We start from the raw sequence: 26,547 nt of genomic DNA, 5'->3' as shown, positions 1-26,547 counted from the left end.
AGCTGTAAGGCAGGAAGGGACGACGGAAATTTGTACCATTATTTATATAGATATTAATGTTACATGCTTACTTAATTCGAAAATTCCACCCTTGGATCACCAAAATCCTTACCAATATAGTCAGGTGCGCAAGGGATTAATTCTGAAGCCTCTATTCCCGCATCAATCAAATACTTTTCGACATTTCGGCTTCGCTCCATTGCCAAATTTTCAAGTTCTTCACGAAGTTCCAGAGATGGGTTTTGGTAAAAAGCAACCTGGGATCTTCCGCTTCTGCTCATACCTGCCATGGAATAGGGGTACAGGGCTTGCCAGTCCCGGGCATTAGAGATGCCGCATACTCCTGGCCGTGCGTCAGGGTTCTTAAGTAAAACAAAGACCATACGCTGTAGTTGTGTCAGTGCTAAATTAGTTAATTTTGCACTTCCAGGCTCAAAGTCAATAGACGCAAATGATTTCGCCCTGAAACGCCCCCAGGCATAACGTGCCAACAAATAAACGCCATAGGGAGTCAAATAGCTTATCAAGGCATCTATAATTGCCTTTTGTAGCAACTCACTAAATACAAAACTGAAGGAGAACTTGGGATCGCGAATATTGCCGCTAACAGGCATGCCAAACTTGATATCCCCCCGCCCGTCTTTTAGCAACCATAGAGCAATATTCAAGGGAATCAGCGTGGACTTCACCGGTAGCTGATCATCTTTCCGCACCCGGCGAACTTTTAGTTTTTCCAGTCGTATATCGGCAAAGCCATCGAGTTCATTTTCAAATACCCGAATATTAACTACCGCATCTCCCTGCCCTTGAAGGATTTTGTAACCTAACAACTTGGCCATATAAGGCGTAGCAGGTATCAAATTTACGCTGGTGAGATATCCGGTAAGATCAGCATTCCACTTTTTATCTCCCAAGTAATCTACAGTTCCCCCTATCTGAACCTCACCAAATCCGCCAGGCCTTCCATTAACAACAATCACCGCAGGGGGGTGTTCGGCCAAGTTACTTAAATCACTGAGAATAAAGTTGATATCCCGGACCGGTAAGCGGGCCCTGAATTCATCTTGATAGTCTACCCAACTAAAAGTGCCGTGTTTTAGGTAGAGGTCACCGAGATGATAAAGTAGCGGCGGGCTGCCCTCCTCCCTGAAAGCAAACGTGTCAATGCCGCCAAAGCCTCGCAACTCATTAATTTTTCGGGCCACCGGAAACTTCCCCGATAAATCCCTTAAGAGAATAAATCGAGGGCGCAGAAAGTCGATAAAACCAACAGTGAGTGTTTTCTTAGGGCGGTAGTAGCTCAAACCTTCAACCCACAGGGACTTAAAATCAGCCATCCATCTATGGCGATCAAAATCCAAACTATCCGGGTTTCTCTCAAAAAAATGAAAGTGAATTGCCTCACCACTGGCAAAGCGCCACTCGGTATCGGTAAAGAGCAAATGCGACAAGGTTATGCTTTCACCGTGCACTAACTCTTCCCCAGAAGGTGAAAGCAAAGTGATGCCATTGACCCTCACAACAGCAAGTTCTGCCCCCTGACCACGGCGGTAGTTCCCCTCCAGCATTAAACTCGAGAAGCTGAAGCAATGATCTCCCTGATCCAGGTAACCACTGGGAAAACATCCTGCAATTTCCTTAAACTGTAAACCCTTGAAATCAACTCCCTGCCGGCTGATATTTAAGTGTCCGGCCCCCATACCGGATACAGATAAAAGTTTAAGTGGCAATTCCTGTGGAAAATTTTGCTCATGCAACTGTACATTACTTATTTTTATCCCAGAAAGGATAAGCTGCCTTCCGCCAGTGCCATTAATACCTTCTGCCTTGCCAATACTAAAGGCCCCAAATTCATAACAGGGCGCTATCTTTTCGTCTTTTAATAGTCCCCCTGGCATACATCCCCTCGCACCAGAGGCTTTCGCCAAAGATTCCCCTTGCAAGGAGATATTATCAATTTCAAATTTTGGTATTTTCAGTGGCCCCAAATTTTTCCTGGGTATTGATAGCCCAACCAATTCTACAGAACCTTGAACTGACCAGGGGTCTGACAATTTGATTTTCTGTAATCCCGGCATGGATAATTTATCAACCCCAAAACAATGGTGGGAGTCACCTGCCCTGGCCCGACTCAGCTTATCCACAGTTACTGCAAGCCCCGTATCCCGCGTACACGCCCGGATATTCTGCAAGCTTAGATTCGACACTGAGAACTCTGCACCTCTATCCCAGATAAATCGACTCCAACTCAAGCCCTGCACACCAGCTTCTAAATAGTCGCGACCCTTTTGCCAAAACGCGATAGGCTTACTCTTTAACGGCCCTAAATCCAAGCGGGGGGCGCCTGAATCTATACCCAATTTTACCCAGGAATCACCAAAGCTTATTTGTGGGGTCTCAATGCAATCGGCAAGACCCATATCTTCATTATTTTCAGAAGAATAAGATCTCAACCCACAAAGCAGAACCTCATCGATATTGAGCCCATAAAAATCGAGAGTATTGGAGGAAAAAGACGTTCTCTTCGTGAATACTCGCCCCAGTTGCAACATGGGTACAGTTTCAAAGTCCTCCTTTAATTCCACTTCTTCGATCGACCAACCGCTTTGCCCTACCGAATGGATATCTTGCCCAAATACACAGGTCGGTATCGATTTATACGCCTCTGCTAGCCAGGGAAGACACAAGGTTACTCTGTCAGCAGCAACATCCTGCAATGCAATTTTTGACTGGGTAGGTTTTTCCCGGGACCATAGCAACTCTAGCTTTGGTATAAGTACACCTCCAATATCAAAAACATTCGCGCCAGATAGGTTTTTCAGCTGCACGGATTGAATTGCTGAGTCATCCATATTGGCAATTAGATTGCGTTGGCTGAAATAAACGAAGGAGTAATCTCCCAGTGAAAGGCGCTCAACATCTACACAGTGAATATTTAGTGAACTCACTTGCCTACCGCCGGGAAAGCAGCCACTCAACTTTTCAGCATTTGCACCGGGCAAAGCGATATAAGATTCAGAGTCTGGTGTACGTCTATGCCTTAGCCTGGCAAGGGGTAGATCTATCTTTTTTAAGTCAAATAATTTCCTGCCCCCTTTTGTCTTCGCTTCAGCACTAACCACGGAGATTTTTTTTACAAAGAGATCTATCCCCTGCTGCCAAGATATAAAGAGTGGCTCCCTTTGCTCTAATGAGCGGATATCAAAGCAAACTGGCAGATTTTCGTGGTTTTTATTGGCGCGATAAAATAACCTTTTCCAACCTTCAGTGAGACAGCCAGCCAGTTTCTTCAAAACAAGCTTTTTTATTTCCAGGTTTGGGTTTTCTATGGTGGCCAGCCCTAAGTCGTCAGGATTTTTATCCGCATCAATATTTTGTTGATCCAGTCTTCCTTTTTCGGTGCCGTAATTATCATCACCAACTTCTTGAGGAATACCCGGTAACTGACTGGTCGCCACCCAAGGATTATTTGTAACCTTTCTTTTAAATAAGCTATCGCCACTTTCAAACTGCTGTATCACTAAGCCATTTCCTGCACCAGCGGAATCATTTAGAAGTAATCGGTGAAGGCGCAGTTTTCCCAAAATGGCATAGCCATCTTCACCTCCCTGCCAGGCAAAATGTCCCTGCCCTGAAAAGCTGTTCAAACGTGCGCATAAAGGCTGCCAATCCGAGGGGAGAAAGTCCTGCGGCAAACACCCTGATAGTGACTGGATAAAAAAGTCCTGAGCAGATAGCGGGCCGTTACGACCTATTGTATCAATAACCCGCCAGCGTAGGTCCTGTAGTTTAGCTCTGGGACGACCTCTGGCACCTATTGAAAATTGAGCCAATTGCAGAGGACCGCTGGAAAGCCCCCAATCAATATTGTGTTCAGCAGAGCCGAACTGAAAGGCAAATTCCTCTGTACTTTTGAGACCAACCATAGAGACACAGTGATCGGGCTTCTTCCACAGACCGCCCGGTACACACCCATTGGCTGTTTCTATCGCAAGATGGGCAAAAGATAATATTCGCGTTTTGGCATGAAACTGAAGAGGACCAAATACACCATTATTAGCCCTGATGGGATGGCTGGTAGATCGAGCCATATCCAAGAGGTAGCCCCGATTAATTGAACTGGCCCCTGTATTTATTTTTAAGCGATCGTTCCAGTCGAAAACCGTTTTTTCCGGCAGGTCTAAATTAGCCGCTCGCAGACACAGGTGGGAATTGGCGTTACGCAGATGTCGTGGACACCAATCAAATGCCTGGGCAAAGCCTCGCCTCCATCCCAAACGCTTTTTCGGGCGCTCAAAATTAAACTCACTGATGCTAATAACCCCGGCCCGCCAATCCTGCCAAAGGCGATCACTGTGCCTCAGTACAACACTCTCACCATTGAGCTGCCGCCACTGGGCACGAGCCTTGCGGCCAAACCCGAATTTCATATCACCTGCTGCGGCAAGCCGGCGGGCGGAGGCGCAATGTCCAATCAGGCTTTGCAGCCCTGCTATTGCATCGGCCCAACGCTGTGGCGGGCATCCTATAAAGTATTTCGCAGTAAACTTGTTAAGATCTGTATTGAGGCTCGGCCAGGAAAAATTGACCTGAGTTCCTTCCAAACTGCCTATCACCGTATTGTATCGTGATTTACCTCTCTCCCAGGCCAATAAATCACCGACCTGTAAATCCCCAATAGCAATATCTACGTTCAGGGGAACATCACCTTTACGCCATAATGCCAGCGTGAATTTATCGGTTTGGAGTTTGCCGATGGCTGCGCAGGTGGCTTGGCTCCAAATAGGCTTGTGCAGGTAGCAAAGTTCGCTGTCTCGTATCTGGGCGCGACCGATAAGCAGCCTGAAATCGCGATCCTGTCGCGCTCCGCCTCCAAGATTCCAGCCACCCACCTCCCACTCCCGGTACAGTTCACCCGGGTAAGACTGCAGGTCCATATAGGCACCGCTCACCGATGCCTTGGGTAAATGAGCTCGCCCCCATAACAATTGCCACCAGCTGTAATCGAGCATTACCTCATGAGCAGAGAATCCCCGCCCTTCGCGATTCTCAGCTTTTACATCAATCGCTATAACACTTAGATCCAGCAGCGATACGCGCAAATGATCCACATGGAATTCAAGGCCTCGCTCCTCCATCCAGTCGCCAGCTTTTACCCGCACCCAGTTTGCTGCCCACCAGTGAAGAACTTCCACCAGCAATAGCCCAGCTAGCAGCCACCAGATTAAGCGGCGGAAAAAGGCATTCTGAGAAGCGGGCTCTGGGGGCATTAGAATTAAGCGCCAGAAAATGAATTTTATGCAGATTACAACTGCAATTAGGCCCATACAGTAAAGACCAGCACCTGGGGATTTTTTTGCCTTGGCGCTGCTATTCGCGATAATAAGCAGCTGCGTCGTCCATTCGCTCGCAGTCAAATGCGAACTGTCTACTATTTATCCAGGGGTGTATTTGCGCGGCGCGGAAGTTTGGGAAGCCAGTATCCTTACCGCCTCTCATTTTTTCTGTTACCCAGCCAGTGAGTAGACATGCAGGAGCATCCAAACTACCAGGACATCCTTTTGGTCGGCGGCGGCCATAGCCATGCTATTGTGCTGCAAATGTGGGCCATGAACCCTCTGCCAGGCGCGCGTCTGACCCTGGTCTCTCCCCAAGTGCAAACCGCCTACTCCGGTATGTTGCCCGGAATGGTTGCAGGCCATTACTCCCTGGAAGACACTCATATAGATCTTGCCAGGCTCTGCCGGGCCGCTGGTGCCCGCTTTATACAGGCCTGTGCACACGAAATTGACATCGATAATCGCACCGTATCCCTATTGGGTAGACCTCCCATAGAGTACGACCTGCTCTCTTTGGATGTCGGCGCGACTCCCGCCCGCGAGTTACCGGGCTCCGAATTGGCAATCCCGGTAAAACCTATCGGGCATTTCTACCGTTTCTGGCAAAAGCTGCAAAAACAGGTTGGTGAAAACACCTCACCTTTCCGCTTAGGAGTTGTCGGCGGCGGTGCCGGAGGTTGCGAGCTGTCGATGGCAATGGCTCACGCTTTACAAGGTGCCGTTAAGAAAAAGCAGGTAGAGGTTCACCTGATTCATGGCGCCGCAGCAATTCCCCAGGGCTATCCAGTCAGAGCGCGCAAATTAGTCTCAAAGGAGATGCAAGAGCTAGGGGTTCAGTTACACCATAACTGGAACGTTAATGAAATTACCGAACAGGGTGTCGTTAATGGGAGCGGTGACTGCCTGCCCCTCGATCAGGTAATACTCACCACCAATGCCTGTGCTCCCCCCTGGCTGGCCAACTCGGGCCTGTCCCTCGATGACAAAGGCTTTGTGGTGGTGGATCAAACACTTCGCGCCCAGGGGCGGGAAGACGTTTTTGCAGCTGGTGATGTGGCCAGTTTCGCCCCAGAGCCTCTACCCAAGGCTGGAGTTTACGCCGTTCGCCAGGGGCCAGTTCTATTTCACAATCTGCGCGCCTCCCTGACCGGACGCCGCTTAAAACAATACCTGCCACAAAAAGATTTTCTCAGCCTGCTCTCCTGCGGTGGCAAGCGGGCTGTGGCAGTTCGAAATGGCTTCGCCGCTGCAAGCGGTCTGATGTGGCGATGGAAAGACTCTATCGACCGCACATTTATGCGACGCTTCAGTGAGCTGCCAATGGACATGGCTGATCACACTGCCAAAACCAAAGACATCGTCGACCAGCGCTCAGGCTCTTCTCTATCTCCAATGCGCTGTAATGGCTGTGGCGCAAAAGTTGGAGCTGACATCCTGCGCCGCACGCTGGCGACCCTCCCGGATCAGCATTCGGAATACCTGTTAAAGGGCGTCGGTGACGATGCCGCAGTTATGGACCTACCGGCTAATCATTTATTAGTGCAAAGCTCCGACCAATTGCGTGCACCTGTAGATGATCCATGGATATTTGGTCGCCTGGCGGCTCTGCACGCCCTATCCGACCTATTTGCTATGAATGCTCGACCCGCCACCGCACAAATCCTTGCAACCCTGCCTACGGCTGCAGAGGAAATAACCCGGCGAGACCTACAGCAGTTACTCGCAGGCGCCATCCACGAGCTGAACCGGCACCACTGTGTCCTGTCTGGCGGGCATACCGCCGAAGGTTCTGAAATGCTAATGGGCCTAACCGTCAATGGATTTTCCGAGCGGGAGCAACTCCTGGAAAAAACGGGGGCCCGCGGGGGAGACTGCTTGATCCTGAGCAAGCCATTGGGAGTAGGCACTATCCTGGCAGCAGAGGGCGCGGGAGAGGCTAAAGGCCTATGGTTGCAGCAGGCGCTGGAAACCATGTTGCATAGCAATGCCGACGCCGCAGAGATATTTGCCCGCCATAACGCCAATGCGCTGACGGATGTCACGGGCTTTGGCCTGCTGGGTCACCTATTGGAAATGCTCGGCCCTGAAGGGTTAAGCGCGACACTGATCGCTGAGAATCTACCGCTAATCTCCGGCGCCGCCACTTGTATCGAGCGCGGATGGCTATCCAGCCTGCAACCGCAAAATGCCAATGCCTACGCCTTTGTCGAAAACCCCCAGGAGTGGCAGCCATTGCCACAGTGGTCATTGATTACCGATCCACAGACTTGCGGGGGGCTCCTCGCTGCTGTTCCTATTGACCAGGCCGAAGCCTGCGTGGGCGCACTGCTAGAACGCGGTTACACCCAGGCATCAATTATCGGTGTAGTAACAGACTCACAGAATCCAGAAGTAAGCGTACACTTGCGCAAGTCTGCAGACTGGCGAGCGCTAATTTCACAGGACAACGAGACTGTACCAGGCCAGGTTTAAGGATTTTGCGAAACCGGAACAACAGCCGGTTATGAGCTTTGTATGATTTCTATTGAGAGAGGCCTTCACCGACTTTATTAACTTGTCATCTGTCTTTCAGCGCGACATACTGGCGCTAGAAAAAACATCGGTGACATATTTCCCGATACCAAAAAAGGTCTTCACAGATTGGGGAGTCGGCTTTTAGCAATCGACAGGAAGACCCCTATGAAAAAGATCGTCATTATTGGCGGCGGTGCCAGCGGCCTGCATTTGGCTACGCGGCTCGGTCAATATTTTTCTTTTACCCCTTTCTTTAAGCGCCGCCGCAAGTCCCCCGCTGCACAAGTTACTCTGGTCGATCGAAATCGCACCCACCTCTGGAAACCACTGCTACACCAGGTTGCCTCCGGCGCATTGGATGCCAATATGGATGCACTGAATTATCAGGTGCACGCCCGCATTCACGGCTATGAATTTCAGTTAGGAAGCCTGCAGTCTCTGGATCGTGAACGACAGGTAGTTGAGCTCGGACCCGTTAATGATGAGGACGGTAGCGAGTTAGTACCCGCGAGGGAATTGGAATACGATTATTTGGTGCTGTGTATCGGCGGGCATAGTAACGACTTTCATATTCCCGGCGTCAGGGAAAATTGTATTTTCCTGGATAGCAGTTATGAAGCACAAAAATTTCACCAAAACCTTCTCAACCGTTTCCTCCGTTTAGAAACCCGTGTTGACGATAAATTGCAAGTAGCGATCGTTGGTGGCGGGGCAACGGGTGTAGAACTCTCGGCAGAACTAGTAGATGCCGTAAAGTTGGTTGGCAACTATGGACGCATTCGTCCCAATGCGATGGAAATCACCTTGATAGAAGGGGGTGAGCACCTACTCCCAGCACTACCAAAACGAATTGGAAATAATGCTGAACGCGAGCTGGCCAAGATGGGGGTTAATATTCTTACCGGCCATCATATTTCAGCTGCAACAGAGAGCGGACTCACCACGTCTTGTGGCAAGGAAGTTCCAGCCGCTATCCGAGTGTGGGCTGCCGGCGTCAAGGCTCCGAAATTTCTCACTCAACTGGATGGCCTCAGTACCAACCGACTCAATCAAATCGAAGTGGAAACCACCTTGCAGACCCAAACTGACGCAAAGATTTTTGCCATGGGGGACTGCGCCAGTTGCATTGACGGCAATCACCAGCGAGTGCCTCCGCGCGCCCAGGCAGCACAGCAAATGGCTACCCTGGTTGGCGACAATATTATTGCCCTATTTGAAGATAGACCTTTGCACCATTTTTATTATCGCGATCGAGGCTCTCTGGTATCCCTCAGTCAATACACTGCCGTTGGCAACCTGATGGGGGCGTTGGTTAAAGGCAGTCTTACCGTAGAAGGACGCCTTGCTGGCCTTGCCTATCGCTCACTCTACCGTATGCACTTGGCGGCAATCCACGGCTGGCCGAGAGCTATGCTGCTCTACCTAATCGGACAGGCGAACCGGTTTGTGAAACCGAAGCTAAAGATGCACTAAAGTATCGATCCCATGGAGCTAAGGGGATATTAGACAGTTAGTGCAAAACTAACTAATAGCACTACCAATAAAACCCTGCACATGGAAGTGCAGGGCGGTAACATTGTGAGTCACACCAGCCCATCAATTAAGACCTCTGTGCTGGATGCGAGCTCCTCTGAAGATCCAGGCAATGCCCTTGTGTGAAAATATAAAATGAAAAAACAGTATCAAAAAATCGTTGTACTTACCGGCGCAGGAATTTCAGCTGAATCCGGCATAGGTACCTTTCGCGGTGCCGATGGCCTGTGGGAAAACCATCGCCTGGAAGATGTCGCAACGCCAGAGGCATTTGATCGCAATCCGGCACTGGTACATAGATTTTACAATGAACGCCGCCAGCAGCTGCTATCTGCAGATATCCATCCTAACCCCGCCCATCTCGCCCTGGCCGAACTGGAACAGAAATTCCAAGGAGATTACTTACTGGTTACTCAAAATATTGACAACCTACATGAGCGCGCGGGCAGTGAGCAGTTGATTCATATGCATGGAGAGCTACTAAAAGCACGATGCCGTAGGAGCGGAAAGCTATATCCCCTCAATTCGGATCTTTCGATAGCTGATACCTGTAGTTGCTGTCAGCAGGCGGGAAACCTTCGTCCCCATGTGGTCTGGTTTGGAGAAATGCCTCTGGAAATGGAAACTATCTATCAGGCGTTGTCCGATTGCGACCTATTTATCAGCATTGGCACATCTGGAAACGTCTACCCAGCAGCGGGATTTGTCGAATGTGCCAATCAGGCTGGAGCTCACACCATAGAGTTGAACCTGGAGCGCAGTAGTGTCGGCGATGCCTTCAAGGAACACCGCCACGGACTGGCGTCACAGGTAGTCGATACTTTTACAAAAGAAATTATTAATTAAGGTGACTCTGAAACTGCATTTTCAGTCTGCGAGGATTTCATCGGGCCATAGCGCTGTATCAAAGTGGTTACCCCCTCATTATCACGCACCAGGATATAGAGTCGGTCAAACTCACTGGCCTCTCGAATGGGTCGCCCTTTTTCACCGCCAAGCAATTCCGCCAGTTTTGGAGTGGTATTGCTGTGCCCAACCACTAAAATCCGATTTCCCGCCTGCTGCAAAGAGTTAGCAAATTCTTTTAAATCTCTGGGGTTATAAATTTCCACTTCAAGCCCCAGCTCTTTTGACAGAGGCTCAACCGTTTCCCGGGTGCGGTTGTAGTCAGTGCTGTAGATAGCATCTATACCCACTCCCCCAAGAATATAGGCGAGTTGCCGTGCACGTTGCTGGCCCGCCTCAGTCAAATGAGGGTCGCGACCCACCCCGGGCCCCTTCTCTTTTTCTGCATGGCGTATTAAGTAAATAACCTGAGACTCAGAAGAGTCGGCTAAAACCCAATTTGAAGCCCCAACCAGAACAAAAAGTGTACAGAAAATAAACAGCTTAAGTCTTGAAAGCACAGTATAAACTCCCAGGTAAATAACGGGGCAGACATATGCTGAATATAATAAGGTAAGTAAAGAGAGGATGCGGCAAAAATGCCAAATAATGCGATGAATTAAAATCGAACGATTTTTGAAAAAATATTTGATGCCGGATATCCGGCATCAAATTAGTGGTCATCCAGAATTAGATTTTCCACTCTTTTACGGTGTCCAGACCGTACTCATCAATCCACTGGCTCAGGGCCTTAGGATTACGCTTTTTCTTTTCAACAGTAGCGCCGGTATACGGGTTGCGATAGTGACCAGTTTCCAGCTTGGGCTCTGCTGCCTTTGCTGCCGGTGCTGCACGACGACCGCGACGGGGGCTGTCACCTTCCTTCTTGAGGTGACGGGCAACGCGAGCCTTCAGGGTTTGTACGTAGTCTGCAGGATCTTCATCACCCAGCTGTGCTACCAACCACTCAACGATTTGCTGGCCACGGGCAACGAAGAATTCCTCTTCATCCATGTGGTATTCAGCAGCAAGGTTTACCAGTGCTTTATCATAGGCAATTACGCCATCTTTCTTGCGTTCAGCCTGAGCCATTTGCTCTTGTAACTCTTCGATTCTTGCCTGATGTTCGGCGATTTGTTGTTCAAGTTGTTCGTATTCCTGAAACATTCAATAAACCTCAACGACGGTTATTAAAAAACACAGAGATATATCTGTGGCGCTGGGCGACACAGATTGTTATTTCGGATATACCGTGTAAAAAATCAACAAACATCATGGCTGGCCAATGGCAAGCAATTTAGTGATGTTTAGTCCGGCATATTATGAATTGCCCGATATACATGAGTAGATACCACTACACACCGTGTAGTTCTGGTGTTAGGTATATTCGGCAAATACATTATTAAAAACTAGCCGATTTCAGCTCGGTTCGGCAAACACTCCGAATCACTGATTATATTTTTCGACTGAGGTCGCGAATAATAATCTTTCACCGGCAAATATCAACCATTTGTGTCCCTACCTTTGAATATAATAGGAATAATTCAAAATAAGGGCTAAAAAGTGTAACAAAGGCGGCCATATCTGCAATCTTAAAAGGATATCCCTAGGGAGCGCAATTAGCTATATTGTAGCTGCAGTCGTCAATTGCAAATTAGTCGCTGTGTAACGGTAATCGAGCATATTGCCAAATACAATTGGATACCCAGATCATACTATGTCCACTCACAATAATATCCACCATATACCGACTTTGGCCGCTCTGATGACGCCATTTCCCTACCATATCGATATCAATGCCACGGTAGAGGATGCTCTGGCAATGATGGAGGAGCACAAAGTACGCCACCTGCCGGTAACACGTGCAGGCGACTTGGAGACGGTCATTTCCCGAGGGGATATCGAAAGAGCCAATGCACCGGGACACCGTTTAGAAGAGCAGCAACTTTATGTACATGACCTATGTGCCAGACGTCCCTTTATTGCAGATATCCACGACCCGTTAGATAAAATTCTCTTAGCTATGGCAGATACCAGTATTGGTTCGGTACTGGTTATGCGGGAAGGCGAGCTGGTTGGAATTGTAACTGTGACTGATATTTTGCGCTTTTGTAGCAAGTTTATGGCGGAGTTGGCCCAGCCGGTAGACGATTCTATTGCTTGAACTCACTGCGATTACAGGGGCCAAACCCAAAGCAACATGGGGATACTCACAACGAGTACCAACAATTCTAGTGGCAGCCCCATTTTCCAGTAATCACCAAATTCAAACCCTCCCGGCCCCAGAATTAGGGTGTTATTTTGGTGCCCAACCGGTGTTAGAAATGCGCAAGAGGCTCCAATTGCGACAGCCATCAGGAAGCTATCTGGATTCACCGCCAGTTGTTCTGCAGTACTCATGGCAATTGAACACATCACAGCCGCAGTGGCGACATTATTCATGAAATCAGACAGCGTCATGGTAACTACCAGGATCAGCCCCAGGGCCAAAACAGCGCTGCCCTGAGCCAGGACATCCAACAGAACCTGAGCGACCAAGTCTGCAGCTCCCGTTGACTCCATCACATCAGCAACAGCAATCAAAGTCCCCAATAGCACGACTACGGACCCGTCGATAGAGTCATAAACATTTCGCAGCGGCACTATCTTCAACGCCATAAAAGCCAATACACAAGTGGCGAACGAGATTGCTGCCGGCAATAGGCCGAACGCTGCACCAGCGACACCAAGCACCATAGCCAATAGGGCAATGGCCGCCTTCTCCTTGTTGGGAATGCTAATATCCCTTGAGGCCAGAGGCACACAGCCCTTTTCCCTAGCAAAGCTGTTTAGGTTTTCATCGGCCCCCATCATTAACAGAGCATCACCGGCCAGTAATGGTGTCGAACGCAACCGGCGCACCGAGCGGCGCCCCTGGCGCGAGAGTGCTAGCAAGTGAATCTGGTATCTCGCTGCGAGGCGTGAAAACCTCATAGGGCGTCCCACTAAAGGGGAGTCTGGCATAACAACCAACTCCCGCAGCTGCATTTCGGTACGATCCGCAAGTGCTTTTATTGGGGGCTTATTCTGAGAATCACTCTCGGTATTATTGCTGCCCGATTGTCGAGCCTTACCCGATGAATCTGCCCCAAGGGCTCCCACTGTTTTCAAACTGAGATTGGACAAGCAGGTGGCAAGGCTCTCCGGCTCCGCCTCAATGACCAAAATGTCACCGCTATTTACTTTATGCCAGGGAGTCGCGGGAGAGACCCTGGCATCATTGTGTACGACACCCACAACCTGGGCATCTTCTGTTCCCAGCATCTTGGAAATTTCACGTAGATTCTTGCCGGCAGCTACGCTTTTTTCCTCAACAAGTGCTTCTGTTAAATATGTGCCAGTTTCAAAGGAGGAGGCCCCCGTTCGGTTGCGCGTAGGCACCAAGCGCCATCCAACGAATGCGATAAACAAAACTCCAGCTATCGCAACTGCCAGACCCACCGGGGTGAAATCAAACATACCGTAACTACCGGCGCCAGAATCCGCCCGAAAACCGGAAACGACCAGGTTTGGCGGTGTACCTATCAGTGTGGTCATTCCCCCCAGAATCGTTGCGAAAGACAGGGGCATCAAAACCCTCCCCAGTGCCACTTTCTGTTTCTCGGCCATATCCACAGCCACGGGCATTAATAAAGCCAACGCGCCGACATTATTCATAAAGCTAGATAAAAACGCGCCGAGCCCAATGAGTAACAATATGGATACTGAGATACTCCCGCTTTTGCGGACAACTCGTTGTGCAAGCGCGTCCATTGCACCGGTATTTTGTAAACCGCGACTCAGGATTAACACACAAGCAACAGTCACGACCGCTGGATGCCCAAAACCAATAAAAGCATTTTCCGGGGGAATCAGACCGGTAAAGACACAAGTCAATAAGGCTGCTAAAGCAACCATGTCGTGGCGCCACCGCCCCCATATAAACAGGGTTATAGTGACACTTAAAATAATCAGGATTAGTAACTGGTCAACAGTCATGGAGAAAGATATCCCTGAATATAAAAGCTGCTCAGATTTCTGTTCAGCTATCTATTCAGGGTATACCCGGGAAACTACATGGAGCGCACTTCTACGCCATAACCCCAGCTCCATTAGGGGTACAAAATTCAGGAGAAAGTAACTGCCCGCTCTTCCAATGGATAAAACTGAGTACCTACTTTAATACAAACCCTGGCAGTACTGCAGGAGAACCAGCCTCTATATCCAGTGACCTGAATATTTCTATAGGTACCAACCATCGCTTGGCGCAAGCGTTGAGCCCAAGGTCTTAACTTTTCTCCATCGTAACCGGAACCACAGGCACAAACATGTAAATTAACGAAATTAGCGGGAAGCCCCTCTTTAACCAAGGTATCTGCTAGCTGTCGAGGCGTGTAGGTTTTCCACTCTCCTCCCTGCCAGTTAGGCATGCCATTTACATATACTTTTTTCTGCTTGTTGTTACTCGTGGAGCGCTCAGCACCAATGAATTGTCCATCCCCGGCACCCGTGCCATGGGTTACGATGTAAAGGGTATCGGCAGGGTTCAGCTTACTCAAACACTGGTTCACCCACCGATACATGGCTTTTCCAAAACCGGAAGTTACTTTATTGGCCAGGATTTGATTCACCGGTATGCCCCAGGCTTTCGCCAACCCCTCCGCATATTCCTGCATTTCATCACTATTTATCGGGATATAGATATATTTTTTAGCCACGTTTTTATCCTCTATACACGCAGGAGCAACCCGCCCCTTATGCAATCCAAATGCTTCCAGGATTTTTAAATCAGCTGCAATAATTCAGGGAAGCTAAGATTTACCTTCTGTGACCTGGAATCACATTAGGTTCAAAAAGTAAATGTAAACACTGAGCTATCGAGCAATAAATTAAAAAAGTATTCTCTCATACTGAGCATTAATTTCCGGTGTAAATATCAAACTGTCATCTAACGCTAAGCACATCATATATTGCATATACAAGTAGCTTCTTCAGTTGCCATAGGCCTGGATAGAAAATGGAGATACAATCAAATACCACCTATTTTCTAAATAAGCAGGAGTGCTACCTTGCGGACCGATACTGCGAATTACACGGACATCTTCCTGAATGATATTCCGCTGATGGACGTACGCGCCCCAGTTGAGTTTGTTCGCGGCGCTTTCCCTTCCGCAAGAAATCACCCTTTGCTTGACAATCACCAACGTGAACTGATCGGGACTGAGTACAAGAACAAAGGCCAGCAAGCAGCAATTGACCTTGGCTGGCGTTTAGCAACAGATGAAGTGCGAAGCTTGTGTCTTTCACAATGGAGCACATTTATACGTAAACAACCCCAAGGTTACCTCTACTGTTTCCGAGGCGGTTTGCGCTCCCGAATGACACAAAGACTGCTGCGCTCGAATAATATTGAATACCCGATAGTAGAGGGTGGCTATAAAGCCATGCGGCAGTTCCTGTTAAACGAGCTGGAAAAGCATTGTACCCAGCTGCCCTTTATCGTTGTTGCTGGTCACACCGGCAGTGGCAAAACAGAATTAATCCAGGCTGCGCGGCGGTATATCGACCTTGAGGGGATCGCAAAACATCGAGGTTCTAGCTTTGGACGCACCAGTAGTAGCCAACCTTCACAAATCGATTTTGAAAATCAGATCAGTATCGACTTGCTGAAGCTTTCCCTGCAGACAGGTGCTATTGCTATTGAAGATGAAAGCCGTCTAATTGGACGCTGCGCACTTCCTCCAGTATTGCAAACCGCCATGAAGGCCGCTCCCCGGGTTCTTGTCGAGGAGCCACTGGAAACACGGGCACAGCGCATTGTGCAAAATTATGTTCACGAGGGCTTAGAGCGCTTTAAAAGCGGTGAAAAATCAGCAGCTGAATCTTTGGGGGAAGAATTACATCTCAATCTCAATAAAATCAGTAAACGCCTGGGAGGGCTGCGCTACAAGCAGCTCAACGAAGCCTTAGCTTCAGCTAACCAAGAATTACTGAGAACGAATAATAGTGATGCGTACATCCCTGTCGTCGTGTCACTGTTGCGGGAATACTATGACGGCAGCTACGACCATCTTATGAAAAAATCGGAACAGAAGATTCTGTATCGAGGCAACTACAACGAAGTACAACAGTGGTTGAAGGAGTCCAACCACTCACTGCAAAAACCAGAATAACAACCCTCAGCTTTTGTGAGCGAGGCGATTTAATTTAAATCTCCGCATTAAAAACCAGTCCCTAAAACTGCGCGGCAGCCAGCGGGCCATCCAGGGCAACAGGCTGCTGCGGTTGCCAATACGCACCAAAGGACGAGCGCGTTTTCGCAGCAGCTCACGCACCAATTTTTTAGCCAGTATGCTTGCCAATGTAGCATTCTGTTGGGACTCCTGGGCACGGGCCCTAACCGCCTCTTCCTGCCGTTTATACAGGGAGTCCGGCGGCAAAAGACCGCGCAGGGATGTCTCAGCGTGGCGACCAAATTCCGATGCGATCGCACCGGGTTGCACCGTCATTACCCGAATACCAAAGGGTTTTAGTTCAAGTCGCAAAACATCAGAAATAGAGTGTAGGGCCGCTTTAGAAGCACAATAGGCACCGGAGAAAGGTGTGGGCATTACCCCGGAAACCGAGCCAATATTACACACAATTCCGCCCTGCTCCGAACGCATTAAAGGTACACAGGCTCTAATCAAAGCGAGAGGGGCAAATACATTGGTTCGGAACTGCTTTTCCAGTGCTCGCGTGTCCAGTTCCAGCAACGGCCCCATCTGACCGTAACCGGCGTTATTGACCAAAATATCGAGCCGTCCGTATGCCGCTTTTACTGCGTGAACCACTCGATTGATATCCGCCTGGGAATTCACATCCAAGGCCTCTGTTGCAATTCCCAGGTCCGCCAGCTCTTGTAAACTTTCCGGGCGGCGCGCCGTGGCAATCACTATGGTTCCCCGGCGATGTAGCGCCAAAGCCAGCTCCCGCCCAATACCGCTTGAGCAGCCGGTAATTAAAGCCACTCGATCCGGAACCACATAACCCCGCCCAATTTGCGCAAGGCTTTCCGCAGCAAAACTTCGATTGGGGGAACGAAATCTGGAAATGGGCGGCTTATCCACAGGAACTGCTCCGTTTAATGGTCCTATCTCTCAATGGGCGTTTGCAGGTACTCAATCAATCCAAAAACATTGCCATGGGGGTCGAGAAAGCTCGCCATCAGCACACGTCCAGAAACTTCCTCTATATCCGTGTGCTGCCGCACCCCCATAGTACCGAGTCGCTCAATCTGCGCGGCCAAATCCAAAACCTGCCAGTAAGCAACTACACCATCGGCCCGGCTGATCGCACTGCGCGCATCGGCATTTAATCCGAGCTCGCAATCACCAATACTAAATGCCGCATAGCTATCGCTTTCATAGCTGGGTTTCTGTTCGAGTACCTGCGTATACCAGGCCACAGCCTCGGTAATGTTGGCAACTCCGTAGACTGTTTTGCGCAAGCCAAGAATCTGCCCCATTTGAGACACCCCGTTGAGTAATTTTTATCCACTGGGTGGGGCACTATGGCGCAGTTTATTGCAGCTCTTGCTCCAACTGCTCCAGTAGGTCCAGGGGTTCCATCTCAACCCCTTCCAGTTCGGCGTTCCAGTTTATCCCCACCAATAAGACATCTTCATGCATGCCGGTAAGCCAGTCATCCATAAATTCTTCCAGGTCAATTGCCACTGCCTCATAGTCAGCCCAGTCTCCTTCGCAGTGGTCTTGTGCAAATTCTCTTTGCGACCAAAAGGGCATAACCTCGGTATCGGCCCTTTTTTCAGACTCACAAAGTGCAAAGCCCTCCTCACCCTGCAGGGCCCAGACGCAGCCCTGGCCTACAGCTTCAGGCAAAAAGCGCGCGCAATTATCTTCAAAATTATCGGTTAGGGTTTCGCTTTGCATAACAACTTCGCTTAAACGGTTTTACCGCAGTTTACGTTAGTTTTCCCGGCCTCAATAGGCCCTAAATTCTGTCGAATACTGCCATCGACTCAACATGATCGGTATGGGGAAACATATCCATGACACCCGCCTTACTCAACCGGTACCCCAACTTCACCAATTCACCGGCATCCCGGGCCAGGGTGGCCGGGTTGCAGGAGACGTAGACGATCCTACTGGCAGAAAATCGCGCCAATCCGCGCACAGCCTCCAGAGCGCCGTCCCTCGGTGGGTCCAACAGGATTTTATCGAAACCTGCTTCAGCCCAAGGCGCACCTGCCATTTTTTCGTTCAGGTCGGCAGAATAAAAGTGCACATTTTGTAATTGGTTCAAAGCGGCATTGTCCCCACCTCGTTGAGTTAAAGCGCCGACACCTTCGACTCCGATCACTTCCGCTGCACGACGCGCCAATGGCAGGGTAAAATTCCCCAATCCACAAAATAAATCCAATACACGCTCGGAGGGTTGCGGATCGAGTAACTCAACGGCTCGACTCACCATCTGCCGATTTATCGCAAAATTTACCTGCACAAAATCCTGCGGTTTAAATCTCAGCGTCAGGTCAAATTCCGGCAACTGATAACTTAGATAAGCAGCTCCTTCTGTCGGCCAGATTCTCTCCAGGGAAGCATCACTGCCACCTTGTATATACAGGTGTATACCAGTGCTTTTAGCAAATGCTAACCAGAGCGCCAAGTCCTTATCTGACAGGGGCTTTAAATGGCGGAGCACCAGAGCTGTCACATCATCCCCAACCGCCACTTCCAGATGAGAAAAGTTTGCCCGGCCTTCACTTTCGCCAACAAGTTTTTTTAGCGGCCCTAAATGTTCGGCAATTTTTGTATGTAGTACCGGGCACTCATCAATATCTACCAAATCATTGCTGTGCTTTTTTCGAAAACCAAAAAGCAGCTCGCCACCCTGGAACTTTTTTAATTTGCGAATGCCGATACGGGCCTTGCGTCGATAACCATAGGGATCAGCGGTTAACGGCGGCAGTATTTCTTCGGGTTCAATTCCACCAAAGCGCAACAACTGATCCAAAAGAATTTTTTGCTTTTCTATAATTTGTGCCGATGGCTCCAGGTGCTGAACCGAACAGCCTCCACATGAATCCACATAGGCGCACTGCGGCGCGCACCGATCCGCTGAAGCCGATAGGACTTCCTCAACAATTCCCTCATCAAAACGGCCGCGTCGTGCGGTATAGCGGAATTTAACCTGCTCTCCCGGTAAGGCACTATCAATAAACACCGTTTTGCCACCTACCCGGGCAATACCGCGCATATCGTGACTAAATTTTTCTATTGTCGCTTCAGCGCGGCTCGGCAAGTTTTTTTTAACCGGCTTGCGGCCAGTAATAAAACGGGGCTTCTTACTCATAATTAATTGGGAGAATTCAGTACAACTAAAGAATAGAAAAAAGTTACAGGGTCAGGCGGTGGCCGTTATCGCGCAACCAGCGGCGCAACTCTTTAAATCTGGGGCACACACTTTGGACCAAATCCCAGAAAGCGCGGCTGTGGTTATGGTGTTGCAAATGGCAGACTTCGTGAGCCACCAGGTAATCCACTATAGGCTCAGGAGCGAGACAAACAAGCCAGTTAAACTGCAGCTCACCGCGAATACTACAGTGACCCCACTTGCTTTTGGTACGACGGACTTTTACTGATGAAATACTTAACCCCAGCTGCTCGGCCAACACATGGGATTTTTGCGTTAACAATGCCAATGCTTCCCGCTGGTAAAGGCGTTGTAAAGCAGTTTGCAGCTGCGTGTCATCAGGCTCGCGATAGCGGGTATAAAGCCCGATAGCACCATCGCCAATACCGGCACTTTTACTGCTTGTCGCACGCTGTAAGGGAAGCTGCTGTCCCAGCCAGGGAAAACTCTCACCAAAAGCGTACCGATATTGCGGCACCTGCGCAGCGCGCCGCTCGGCTGCGAGTAACTGTGCTCTCACCCACTGGATATTTTCCTGCAGGAATTCATGCCCATAACGGGCTGCGCAACGCTGTGGAATTCGCACTTCCACACCACCGGAAGACAGTACCAGCCCCAGACGCTTGCGCCGGCTCGAACGCACCAAGCGATAGGGAATATCTTCAAAAATAAAGTCCTGGGCCTGTTTCAAGCGGGATCTCCACTCGCAACCCAGGAGCTAATACTAGGCACCATGAGCTACAACAGCCATGGTAATGCGAGAAATACAACTGAGTTTCCCATTGGGTGCATAGATCAGAATTTCCCACACCTGGCTGCTGCGCCCAATATGCACGGGTTTCGCACGACCGCGAACCTCTCCCTCAGGGACAGGGCGCAGGTGATTGGCGTTAACCTCCTGACCGACACAATAAAATTTATCGGTATCCACTAATAGGTTGGCACCTATGGAACCCAGCGTCTCCGACAATACGACATTAGCACCACCATGCAAAATACCGAAGGGCTGGCGAGTGCGATGGTCTACGGGTAAGGTCCCTTCCAGGTAATCATCGCCAATTTCCGTAATTTCCATTCCCAGGTAGCCGGGCATGCACTGGGATATTCCCTGGTTCAGTTCTTCCAGTGAAGGATCTAAATGCCAAATTGCCATTACAATAAATCTCTTGTGCGTGTAATACCGGAGCATTAATCCGGACTTCTTTACTTACATTCAGGACCAATAAATTTTTTTACTTACCAATAAAATAATCTGGCAGAAAAAAATCCGGGGGGATAATAGCCGGGTGTTAAATGCGTGGGGCCAAACAAGCCATAACGAAACAACTCCATATCCAACATCCGCAGCTCCCAGCGAAGGCGGCTGCGCTGCAAGTACAATGCCTGGGCCTGGGCTTCACTATCAGTGTTCCGATAGGCGTAATGCAGGGAGAGCAACTCGCGTTCTAAATTATCCCGGCGCCACAAAAGGCGCTGGTAATGCTGCTCTATACGGTATTCGGCGAGACCGCGCTCGTAATTCTGTAAAAACAAATCAGCAGTAGGGCCAGTGCAAACCCCTTGGTAATTACGCCCCCTACGCCCCTGGTGATAGCCATTTTCTGCAGTGCAGTAAGTCTCTACACCCTCTTCATGGCCCTGCAGCCATGCATCGCTATCCACATGCATGTCGTAGCTGTCACACTCTTGGGCAATATCGTACACCAGCGACTGTGAGCGACCGCGAGCGCCGTCTTGCAGGCCCCGCTCATACCAGAGCCCCGCACGGCACTCCTCTTCGGAAATCACTGCGCAGCCGCTTAACCCCAGCACCAGCAAGGCGAGAAAAAGGCGTATTTTTCCTGCAAACATAAAATGGGACTCCCGGCCCGGCGCTGTACTTCCCGCCTGTTATTGGAATCCAGGTATCACTTAACCAAAGCGCTTGTCGGCGACAAAAGGATTGGTTTGGCGCTCCTGGCCAAAAGTGGACATGGGGCCATGCCCCGGTACAAATTGAACCTCATCACCCAGCGGCCATAGACGCTCTTTGATAGAGCGAATCAGGGTATCGTGATCTCCCTGGGGGAAATCTGTGCGCCCGATCGAACCGGCAAACAAAACATCTCCCACCAGAGCCAACTGGCTGGAGCGGTGGAAGAAAATCACATGGCCGGGGGTATGACCCGGGCAGTGGTGCACCTCCAGTTCCTGATCCCCTACAGTAACCGTATCTCCCTGCTCCAACCAGCGGTCTGGAGTAAATACTTCGACAGCGGGGAAACCAAACATCTGCGCCTGCATGGGCAACTGCTGAATCCAGAAATCATCGCCTTTATGCGGCCCTTCTATCGGCAGCTGGAGCTGCTTGGACAACGCCGCTGTGCCGCCTACATGGTCCAGGTGGCCGTGGGTCAGCAGGATTTTCTCCAGTTTGAGGCCGCGCTGCTCCACCGCCGCCAGAATCTTATCGAGATCGCCACCGGGATCGACAACAGCCGCGCGCTTACTGTCTTCACACCACAGCAACGAGCAGTTTTGCTGGAAAGGAGTAACCGGAACCAGGTGATATTGCAGCGACATAAGAAAGCGGCCCTTCATCTTTTACAGGAGACTGTTGAGGTAATTGGGGATTATACCGCGAGAGCCTGCTGAGAGGGTTGTGGATGCCGATGAGCGGGCTTATTCACCGTCTTGAGCAGGGAGCGCACGTCCTCTATCAGCTGCTCAACAACTATCGGGTTCCGCCAGTAATCCTCAGGGGACGAGGGAAAAGCCACTGAACTCAAAGCGCCGTGATCGCTCAGCGAACAAGTCTCATAATCACGGCACACCGCCTGGTTATAGGAGGGGCTCAGGGGTTTAAGGGGCCAGCCAAACAAGTCATTGGGGTGATAAAAATTCTTCCAGCGAAAATTGTATCCCCGGGTATTGGAGGTGACCGCCTGAATTTGCTCCCGGGGTCGATCGGAACACCACAGGGGCATTGTCGGCCCCAGGGTGTACCAATGGCTCAGGGTCTTGAGGCGCAAAAACCTCTCACGCGCCGACCCTTTGTGTACTCCCGCGGGACCACCATCACGCCAAACACCGCAACTGACATTGGGGCGCTGGGCGTCCCAGAGGTAATTAGATAGGTTGATACAACCCACCGAATGGCTGATCAATATCACCGGGGCCCGCTCATCAACCTGATCAGCGGCCTTGGCCAGCGCCGCATAGATCTCGCGCTGGGTCTTTTCGTAGTTGCTATCCCGGCGATCCACATTGCCGGACTGCGCCGCCGTCTGCGACATTCCCAGGAGTAAATATTTTCGTGCACGCAGGAAGTCCAGCTCGCGCTTCTGCATACTCTCAAAGGTGCGCTCGATATTGCTCTGGAAGTGCTCCAGGCCGGGTAATTCAGCGCAGTAGAGACGCGACCACTCCTCCCCAAGCTCGGTTTCCAATGCCGAAAACAGTGGCTTTGCAAACGTGTTATCCACAGCCCCCATACCCGCAGCAGCAAGGATTACGATATCCGCCATGGCTTCCTCTTCTTATTATTCTATCGGCGCCTTCGCAGCGCTCGGCTTTTTTAATTGAATGAACATTGATGAAAACCCGCACAAGGGGCATTCTCACTGCCAAAGAAAAATCGAAAAAATACTGAAAATGGCGCGAGGGGAAGCTGCACAATAATGCATCCCTTTACGAGCCGGTGTGGATACATCACAGCAAATATGAACTAACGTACCCACTAGTGAGCCGCAGAAACTGCATTGCGACGGGTTGAGATGACCGATTTAACCCGAATAGTAATATACTGCCCAAAGCTAAACCGGCGCCACTCCAATTTGCCACCCAAGAGGCGGAATCACCAGAAAGCTGGCCTATTACAATGCTGTAACAATACCCGGGTCCTGGTGCATAATAGTGGCTGTACAAAAATCAAACATTTATAACAATCCCTCCCGCAGCGATGCTTTTAACTTCCAAATACAGCCTGCCGGATTGCCCCGAGCACGCCCTATCGCGCCCGCGCCTGCTGTCGGTTCTGAACCAATGCCACAGCGATCAACTGCTGTTGGTGACGGCTCCTGCGGGATACGGCAAGACCACGCTGGTTACCTCCTGGGCCTCACAGCAGGACAACCCGGTCGCCTGGTATACGCTGGATGCCAGCGATAATGAACCGAGCCAATTCTGCCGCTACCTAGTGGAAAGTGTGCACAGGGCGACCGGCAATGGTGTCCCCCAGACTCACCAGTTGTTGTCCGCGCCCCAGCGCCCGGACCCCTCAACCCTGGTGAGCCACCTGCTGTCGGAACTGCGGGGCCTACCCAGCGAACTGCGCATCGTGCTGGATGACTACCACCAGATCGACAACCAGCAGGTGCACGACACTACCCGCTTTTTGTTGCGCCACGCCCCCGCCGGTGTCGGTATTGTTCTCACCAGTCGCAGCCAACCGCCTTTGGGCCTGGCCACCCTGCGGGTTCAAGGGCGATTACTGGAATTGGGCAGTAATGAGCTGGCCCTCAACATTGAGGAAATCGCCACCCTGCTCAAGCAGCGCCTGCCGTTTAATCTCGACGGCGACCGCGCAGCCCAACTGCATCATCTCAGTGAGGGCTGGCCCCCCGCCGTACAGCTATTCACTTTATCGGTGCGCGACAGCAACGAAGTGGATCGCTATCTGGCAGAGCTGGAGCAGGGCCACAGTCATATTCTCGATTACCTGGCTGAGGAAGTGCTGGAGCGGCTGGAACCCCAACTGCGCCAGCTCCTCTCCTGCACATCCATCCTCACCAGGGTCAATGCCCAACTGGCAGAGCGCCTTACCTGTCGGCAAGACGGTCAGCAGTTACTGGAGGAGGCCGCGCGCCGCGGGCTATTCCTGCAGGCGCAGGACTCAAGCCGCCAGTGGTTCCGCTTCCACCCGGTCTTCGCCCGCTTCCTGCAGCGGCAAATCAATGACCGCGAACATTTGCTGCAACTGCACAGCACTGCCTGTGATACCTGGCAAGAACTAGACCAGCCAGTGGAGGCCCTGCGCCACGCCCTGGCCGGCGGCGACCGCAAGCGGTTAAAGCAACTGCTCAACGATCGAGGGGAACAACTTCTGCGCGCAGGACAGTCGCGCCTGCTGCGGGACTGCCTCGACTGGCTCGGTGACGAAGCCCTGCAACACAGCGCCCGCTTTACCCTCCTGTCCGCCAAAATGGCGCGGGAGAATTTTGAATACGACCTGTGCGAGAAAAACCTGGCGGCCTCGGAAAGCTGGCTGCAGCGGGAGGACCCGGCACAGTGGCGCGACTTTGAAGGCGCCTTTGCCACCATGCGCGCCCAGGTGGCCATTGCCCGAGGGCAGACACTGCAAGCCAAGGAGTATGCCGAAGAAGCTTTGGCCCTACTCCGCGCAGACCAGCTGGGCGAGAGAATCTCTGCTCTGCTGGTCACCGGTGAGACCAGCTTCTGCCTGGGTGCCCTGCAAGAGGCCAACCGCTATATGCAGGAAGTTGAAGCCCTGGCGATCGCCGAGCGGGATATTCCCAGTGCCGCCTGGGCCATTTGCCAACAGACAGAGATCGCCTTTGCTCAGGGCCTGCTGAAGAAAGCGTCCACGCTGCAGGAGAAGGTGCAGACACTGGTGCAGAAAAATCACCTGTCCACACTACCCATCTCGGAATTTGTGTGTCGACTGCGCGGCCAGCTGCAATGGGAGTCCGGCGATCTGGAAGGTGCCGAGCAATCCGCTCGCCGAGGTATGCAAATCAACCGCCGGGTCGGCGAGCACTGGCTGCTGCCGGAATACACCCTGCTGTTAAAAATCGCCCAGGCCCGAGGAGAGAAAGAGGAGTCCCTGGAGTGGCTGGAGCGTATCGAGCGGCTGCTCACTGACGGGCGCTACCACCGAGACTGGATCGCCAACGCCGATGCCACCCGCATCCGCACCTGGCGCGCCCTGGGCAATCAGCAGGCCATCGCCAGCTGGTTGGAACAGGCTACTCCCGTCGCCGACAGGCCCAGCAATCACTTTGAACAGTGCCACGGGCGCAACCATGTGCGCGCGATGATTGAGCTGCACCACTGGTCCGATGCCAATCGCCTATTGAGCCGCCTGAAACAAGTCGCCAACGAGTGCGGACTGGAAACGGATCGCCTGCGCAACCGGGTGCTGGAATCTCACCTGCTGTGGCTGCGGGAGCAATACCCCCAATCTGTGGAGGCTATTAGTGAGGCCCTGCTTCTCTCCCACGAACGGGATTTTCGCGCCAGCTTCCTGCAGATCGGCAAACCTTTAATCGTTATCCTGAAAGCCGCCCTGGAAAATGGCCTGGGAGAGGCGGAGTCCAGCAAAGCCCAACAACTGATCAAAGCGGCACAGCAGCAGCCAGAGCTAGACGGTGGTATTCGCATCGAACTGGATGACACCATTATCCGCGAGATACTGGCCAGCGATGCCGTGCCGGACTTCCTGCGCCACTCCCCACTCACCCCAAGGGAATGGCAGGTACTGAATGCGATTCACTCGGGGCTGTCGAACGAGAAAATCGCCCGTCACTTTAAGGTGGCACCGAGCACCATCAAGACCCATATTCGCAGCCTCTACCAAAAGCTGGATGTCAAGGATCGCCAGGAGGCCATCGCCCTGGCCGAGCAAATGCTTCGCTCGGTCCAGGACAAGCCTTAAACAGTCCTGCTCCAGCGGCACAGGGACGTGCCCACTATGCTCCTCATCCCCCGCCCGCCAATACCAAGCCACCCCAGGCCGGTCACCCTTTACCCCCCTCTCCCCCCTCGCCGGGGAGGAGGAAGCCCGCCAATGACTGCTCCATACTCACCTCATCCTTTAAAGGTGGACTATCTCCACATTTCAAAT

General features: G+C 51.1%; 20 protein-coding genes. 6 read left to right on the top strand and 14 right to left on the bottom strand.

Annotated features, from left to right (window positions below; genetic code table 11):
* Positions 1–71: 71 nt before the first annotated feature.
* Entirely contained in the window at positions 72–5,270 is a 5,199-nt protein-coding gene (locus tag ACYX4J_RS01635) for a DUF748 domain-containing protein (protein WP_476177725.1), read from the bottom strand.
* 258 nt (positions 5,271–5,528) lie between these two features.
* Here ACYX4J_RS01635 and selD point away from each other — a divergent pair, with 258 nt between their 5' ends.
* From selD to cobB, 3 genes are all read left to right on the top strand, one after another.
* Complete coding sequence (selD, locus tag ACYX4J_RS01630; protein ID WP_476177724.1) at positions 5,529–7,811, top strand: selenide, water dikinase SelD; 2,283 nt, start codon at positions 5,529–5,531, stop codon at positions 7,809–7,811.
* Positions 7,812–8,018: 207 nt separating this feature from the next.
* Complete coding sequence (locus ACYX4J_RS01625; RefSeq protein ID WP_476177723.1) at positions 8,019–9,326, top strand: NAD(P)/FAD-dependent oxidoreductase; 1,308 nt, start codon at positions 8,019–8,021, stop codon at positions 9,324–9,326.
* Between the two features lie 195 nt (positions 9,327–9,521).
* The gene (cobB, locus tag ACYX4J_RS01620; protein WP_476177722.1) at positions 9,522–10,232 is read left to right on the top strand and encodes a Sir2 family NAD+-dependent deacetylase; all 711 of its coding nucleotides are present in this window, start codon (positions 9,522–9,524) and stop codon (positions 10,230–10,232) included.
* Here cobB and ACYX4J_RS01615 read toward each other — a convergent pair.
* The gene (locus tag ACYX4J_RS01615; RefSeq protein ID WP_444895994.1) at positions 10,229–10,792 is read right to left on the bottom strand and encodes a SixA phosphatase family protein; all 564 of its coding nucleotides are present in this window, start codon (positions 10,790–10,792) and stop codon (positions 10,229–10,231) included. The two genes, cobB and ACYX4J_RS01615, sit on opposite strands and share 4 nt — an antisense overlap.
* A 169-nt stretch (positions 10,793–10,961) precedes the next feature.
* The gene (locus tag ACYX4J_RS01610) at positions 10,962–11,438 is read right to left on the bottom strand and encodes a DNA binding protein (RefSeq protein ID WP_282931121.1); all 477 of its coding nucleotides are present in this window, start codon (positions 11,436–11,438) and stop codon (positions 10,962–10,964) included.
* Between the two features lie 550 nt (positions 11,439–11,988).
* On the opposite strand from ACYX4J_RS01610, the gene ACYX4J_RS01605 reads away from it, so the two are divergent.
* Positions 11,989–12,435, top strand: a complete 447-nt coding sequence (locus ACYX4J_RS01605; protein ID WP_282931120.1) for a CBS domain-containing protein — start codon at positions 11,989–11,991, stop codon at positions 12,433–12,435.
* Positions 12,436–12,446: 11 nt separating this feature from the next.
* Here ACYX4J_RS01605 and ACYX4J_RS01600 read toward each other — a convergent pair whose 3' ends face one another.
* Together ACYX4J_RS01600 and ACYX4J_RS01595 are read right to left on the bottom strand one after the other, a co-directional pair.
* Entirely contained in the window at positions 12,447–14,288 is a 1,842-nt protein-coding gene (locus ACYX4J_RS01600) for an SLC13 family permease (protein ID WP_476177721.1), read from the bottom strand.
* A 128-nt stretch (positions 14,289–14,416) separates the two neighbouring features.
* A complete protein-coding gene (locus tag ACYX4J_RS01595) occupies positions 14,417–15,007 on the bottom strand; it encodes a hypothetical protein (protein ID WP_413663455.1) in 591 nt (196 codons plus the stop codon).
* Positions 15,008–15,358: 351 nt separating this feature from the next.
* Between ACYX4J_RS01595 and mnmH the strand changes: the two genes are divergently transcribed.
* On the top strand, positions 15,359–16,462 hold the full coding sequence (mnmH, locus tag ACYX4J_RS01590) for a tRNA 2-selenouridine(34) synthase MnmH (protein ID WP_476177720.1): 1,104 nt from the start codon (positions 15,359–15,361) through the stop codon (positions 16,460–16,462).
* Between the two features lie 6 nt (positions 16,463–16,468).
* Here the strand turns inward: mnmH and ACYX4J_RS01585 are convergent, their stop codons facing one another.
* The 9 genes from ACYX4J_RS01585 to ACYX4J_RS01545 all read right to left on the bottom strand — a co-directional run bounded on the left by ACYX4J_RS01585 (position 16,469) and on the right by ACYX4J_RS01545 (position 23,209).
* Complete coding sequence (locus ACYX4J_RS01585) at positions 16,469–17,398, bottom strand: SDR family oxidoreductase (RefSeq protein WP_476177719.1); 930 nt, start codon at positions 17,396–17,398, stop codon at positions 16,469–16,471.
* Positions 17,399–17,421: 23 nt separating this feature from the next.
* Entirely contained in the window at positions 17,422–17,796 is a 375-nt protein-coding gene (locus ACYX4J_RS01580; protein WP_476177718.1) for a VOC family protein, read from the bottom strand.
* A 55-nt stretch (positions 17,797–17,851) separates the two neighbouring features.
* A complete protein-coding gene (locus tag ACYX4J_RS01575) occupies positions 17,852–18,220 on the bottom strand; it encodes a DUF2750 domain-containing protein (RefSeq protein WP_444895989.1) in 369 nt (122 codons plus the stop codon).
* 61 nt (positions 18,221–18,281) lie between these two features.
* Positions 18,282–19,643: a 23S rRNA (uracil(1939)-C(5))-methyltransferase RlmD gene (gene rlmD, locus ACYX4J_RS01570; RefSeq protein ID WP_476177717.1), complete on the bottom strand. Its 1,362-nt coding sequence runs from the start codon at positions 19,641–19,643 to the stop codon at positions 18,282–18,284.
* Positions 19,644–19,686: 43 nt separating this feature from the next.
* Positions 19,687–20,394: a M48 family metallopeptidase gene (locus tag ACYX4J_RS01565; protein WP_476177716.1), complete on the bottom strand. Its 708-nt coding sequence runs from the start codon at positions 20,392–20,394 to the stop codon at positions 19,687–19,689.
* 33 nt (positions 20,395–20,427) lie between these two features.
* Positions 20,428–20,856, bottom strand: a complete 429-nt coding sequence (locus ACYX4J_RS01560; protein ID WP_444892114.1) for a hotdog fold thioesterase — start codon at positions 20,854–20,856, stop codon at positions 20,428–20,430.
* A gap of 83 nt (positions 20,857–20,939) precedes the next feature.
* A complete protein-coding gene (locus tag ACYX4J_RS01555; RefSeq protein ID WP_444895986.1) occupies positions 20,940–21,554 on the bottom strand; it encodes a DUF2799 domain-containing protein in 615 nt (204 codons plus the stop codon).
* A 60-nt stretch (positions 21,555–21,614) separates the two neighbouring features.
* Positions 21,615–22,265 (bottom strand): MBL fold metallo-hydrolase, encoded by a 651-nt coding sequence (locus ACYX4J_RS01550; RefSeq protein ID WP_476177715.1) that lies wholly within the window; start codon positions 22,263–22,265, stop codon positions 21,615–21,617.
* A 50-nt stretch (positions 22,266–22,315) separates the two neighbouring features.
* Positions 22,316–23,209, bottom strand: coding sequence for a hypothetical protein (locus tag ACYX4J_RS01545; protein ID WP_476177714.1), 894 nt, complete (start codon positions 23,207–23,209; stop codon positions 22,316–22,318).
* Between the two features lie 434 nt (positions 23,210–23,643).
* On the opposite strand from ACYX4J_RS01545, the gene malT reads away from it, so the two are divergent.
* A complete protein-coding gene (gene malT / locus ACYX4J_RS01540; RefSeq protein ID WP_476177713.1) occupies positions 23,644–26,358 on the top strand; it encodes an HTH-type transcriptional regulator MalT in 2,715 nt (904 codons plus the stop codon).
* The last annotated feature ends 189 nt before the right edge of the window (positions 26,359–26,547 follow it).

This window comes from Microbulbifer sp. ABM4_008 (assembly GCF_056311705.1).
The sequence above is the reverse complement of the archived record's forward strand: the minus strand, read 5'-3'. Positions and strand labels throughout refer to the sequence as shown.

Coding starts and splice junctions, on each gene's coding strand:
- ACYX4J_RS01635 (WP_476177725.1), bottom strand. CDS start 5,270: ATGCCCCCAGAGCCCGCTTCTCAGAATGCCTTTTTCCGCCGCTTAATC.
- selD (WP_476177724.1), top strand. CDS start 5,529: ATGCAGGAGCATCCAAACTACCAGGACATCCTTTTGGTCGGCGGCGGC.
- ACYX4J_RS01625 (WP_476177723.1), top strand. CDS start 8,019: ATGAAAAAGATCGTCATTATTGGCGGCGGTGCCAGCGGCCTGCATTTG.
- cobB (WP_476177722.1), top strand. CDS start 9,522: ATGAAAAAACAGTATCAAAAAATCGTTGTACTTACCGGCGCAGGAATT.
- ACYX4J_RS01610 (WP_282931121.1), bottom strand. CDS start 11,438: ATGTTTCAGGAATACGAACAACTTGAACAACAAATCGCCGAACATCAG.
- ACYX4J_RS01605 (WP_282931120.1), top strand. CDS start 11,989: ATGTCCACTCACAATAATATCCACCATATACCGACTTTGGCCGCTCTG.
- ACYX4J_RS01600 (WP_476177721.1), bottom strand. CDS start 14,288: ATGACTGTTGACCAGTTACTAATCCTGATTATTTTAAGTGTCACTATA.
- ACYX4J_RS01580 (WP_476177718.1), bottom strand. CDS start 17,796: ATGGGGCAGATTCTTGGCTTGCGCAAAACAGTCTACGGAGTTGCCAAC.
- ACYX4J_RS01575 (WP_444895989.1), bottom strand. CDS start 18,220: ATGCAAAGCGAAACCCTAACCGATAATTTTGAAGATAATTGCGCGCGC.
- rlmD (WP_476177717.1), bottom strand. CDS start 19,643: ATGAGTAAGAAGCCCCGTTTTATTACTGGCCGCAAGCCGGTTAAAAAA.
- ACYX4J_RS01560 (WP_444892114.1), bottom strand. CDS start 20,856: ATGGCAATTTGGCATTTAGATCCTTCACTGGAAGAACTGAACCAGGGA.
- ACYX4J_RS01555 (WP_444895986.1), bottom strand. CDS start 21,554: ATGTTTGCAGGAAAAATACGCCTTTTTCTCGCCTTGCTGGTGCTGGGG.
- ACYX4J_RS01550 (WP_476177715.1), bottom strand. CDS start 22,265: ATGTCGCTGCAATATCACCTGGTTCCGGTTACTCCTTTCCAGCAAAAC.
- ACYX4J_RS01545 (WP_476177714.1), bottom strand. CDS start 23,209: ATGGCGGATATCGTAATCCTTGCTGCTGCGGGTATGGGGGCTGTGGAT.
- malT (WP_476177713.1), top strand. CDS start 23,644: ATGCTTTTAACTTCCAAATACAGCCTGCCGGATTGCCCCGAGCACGCC.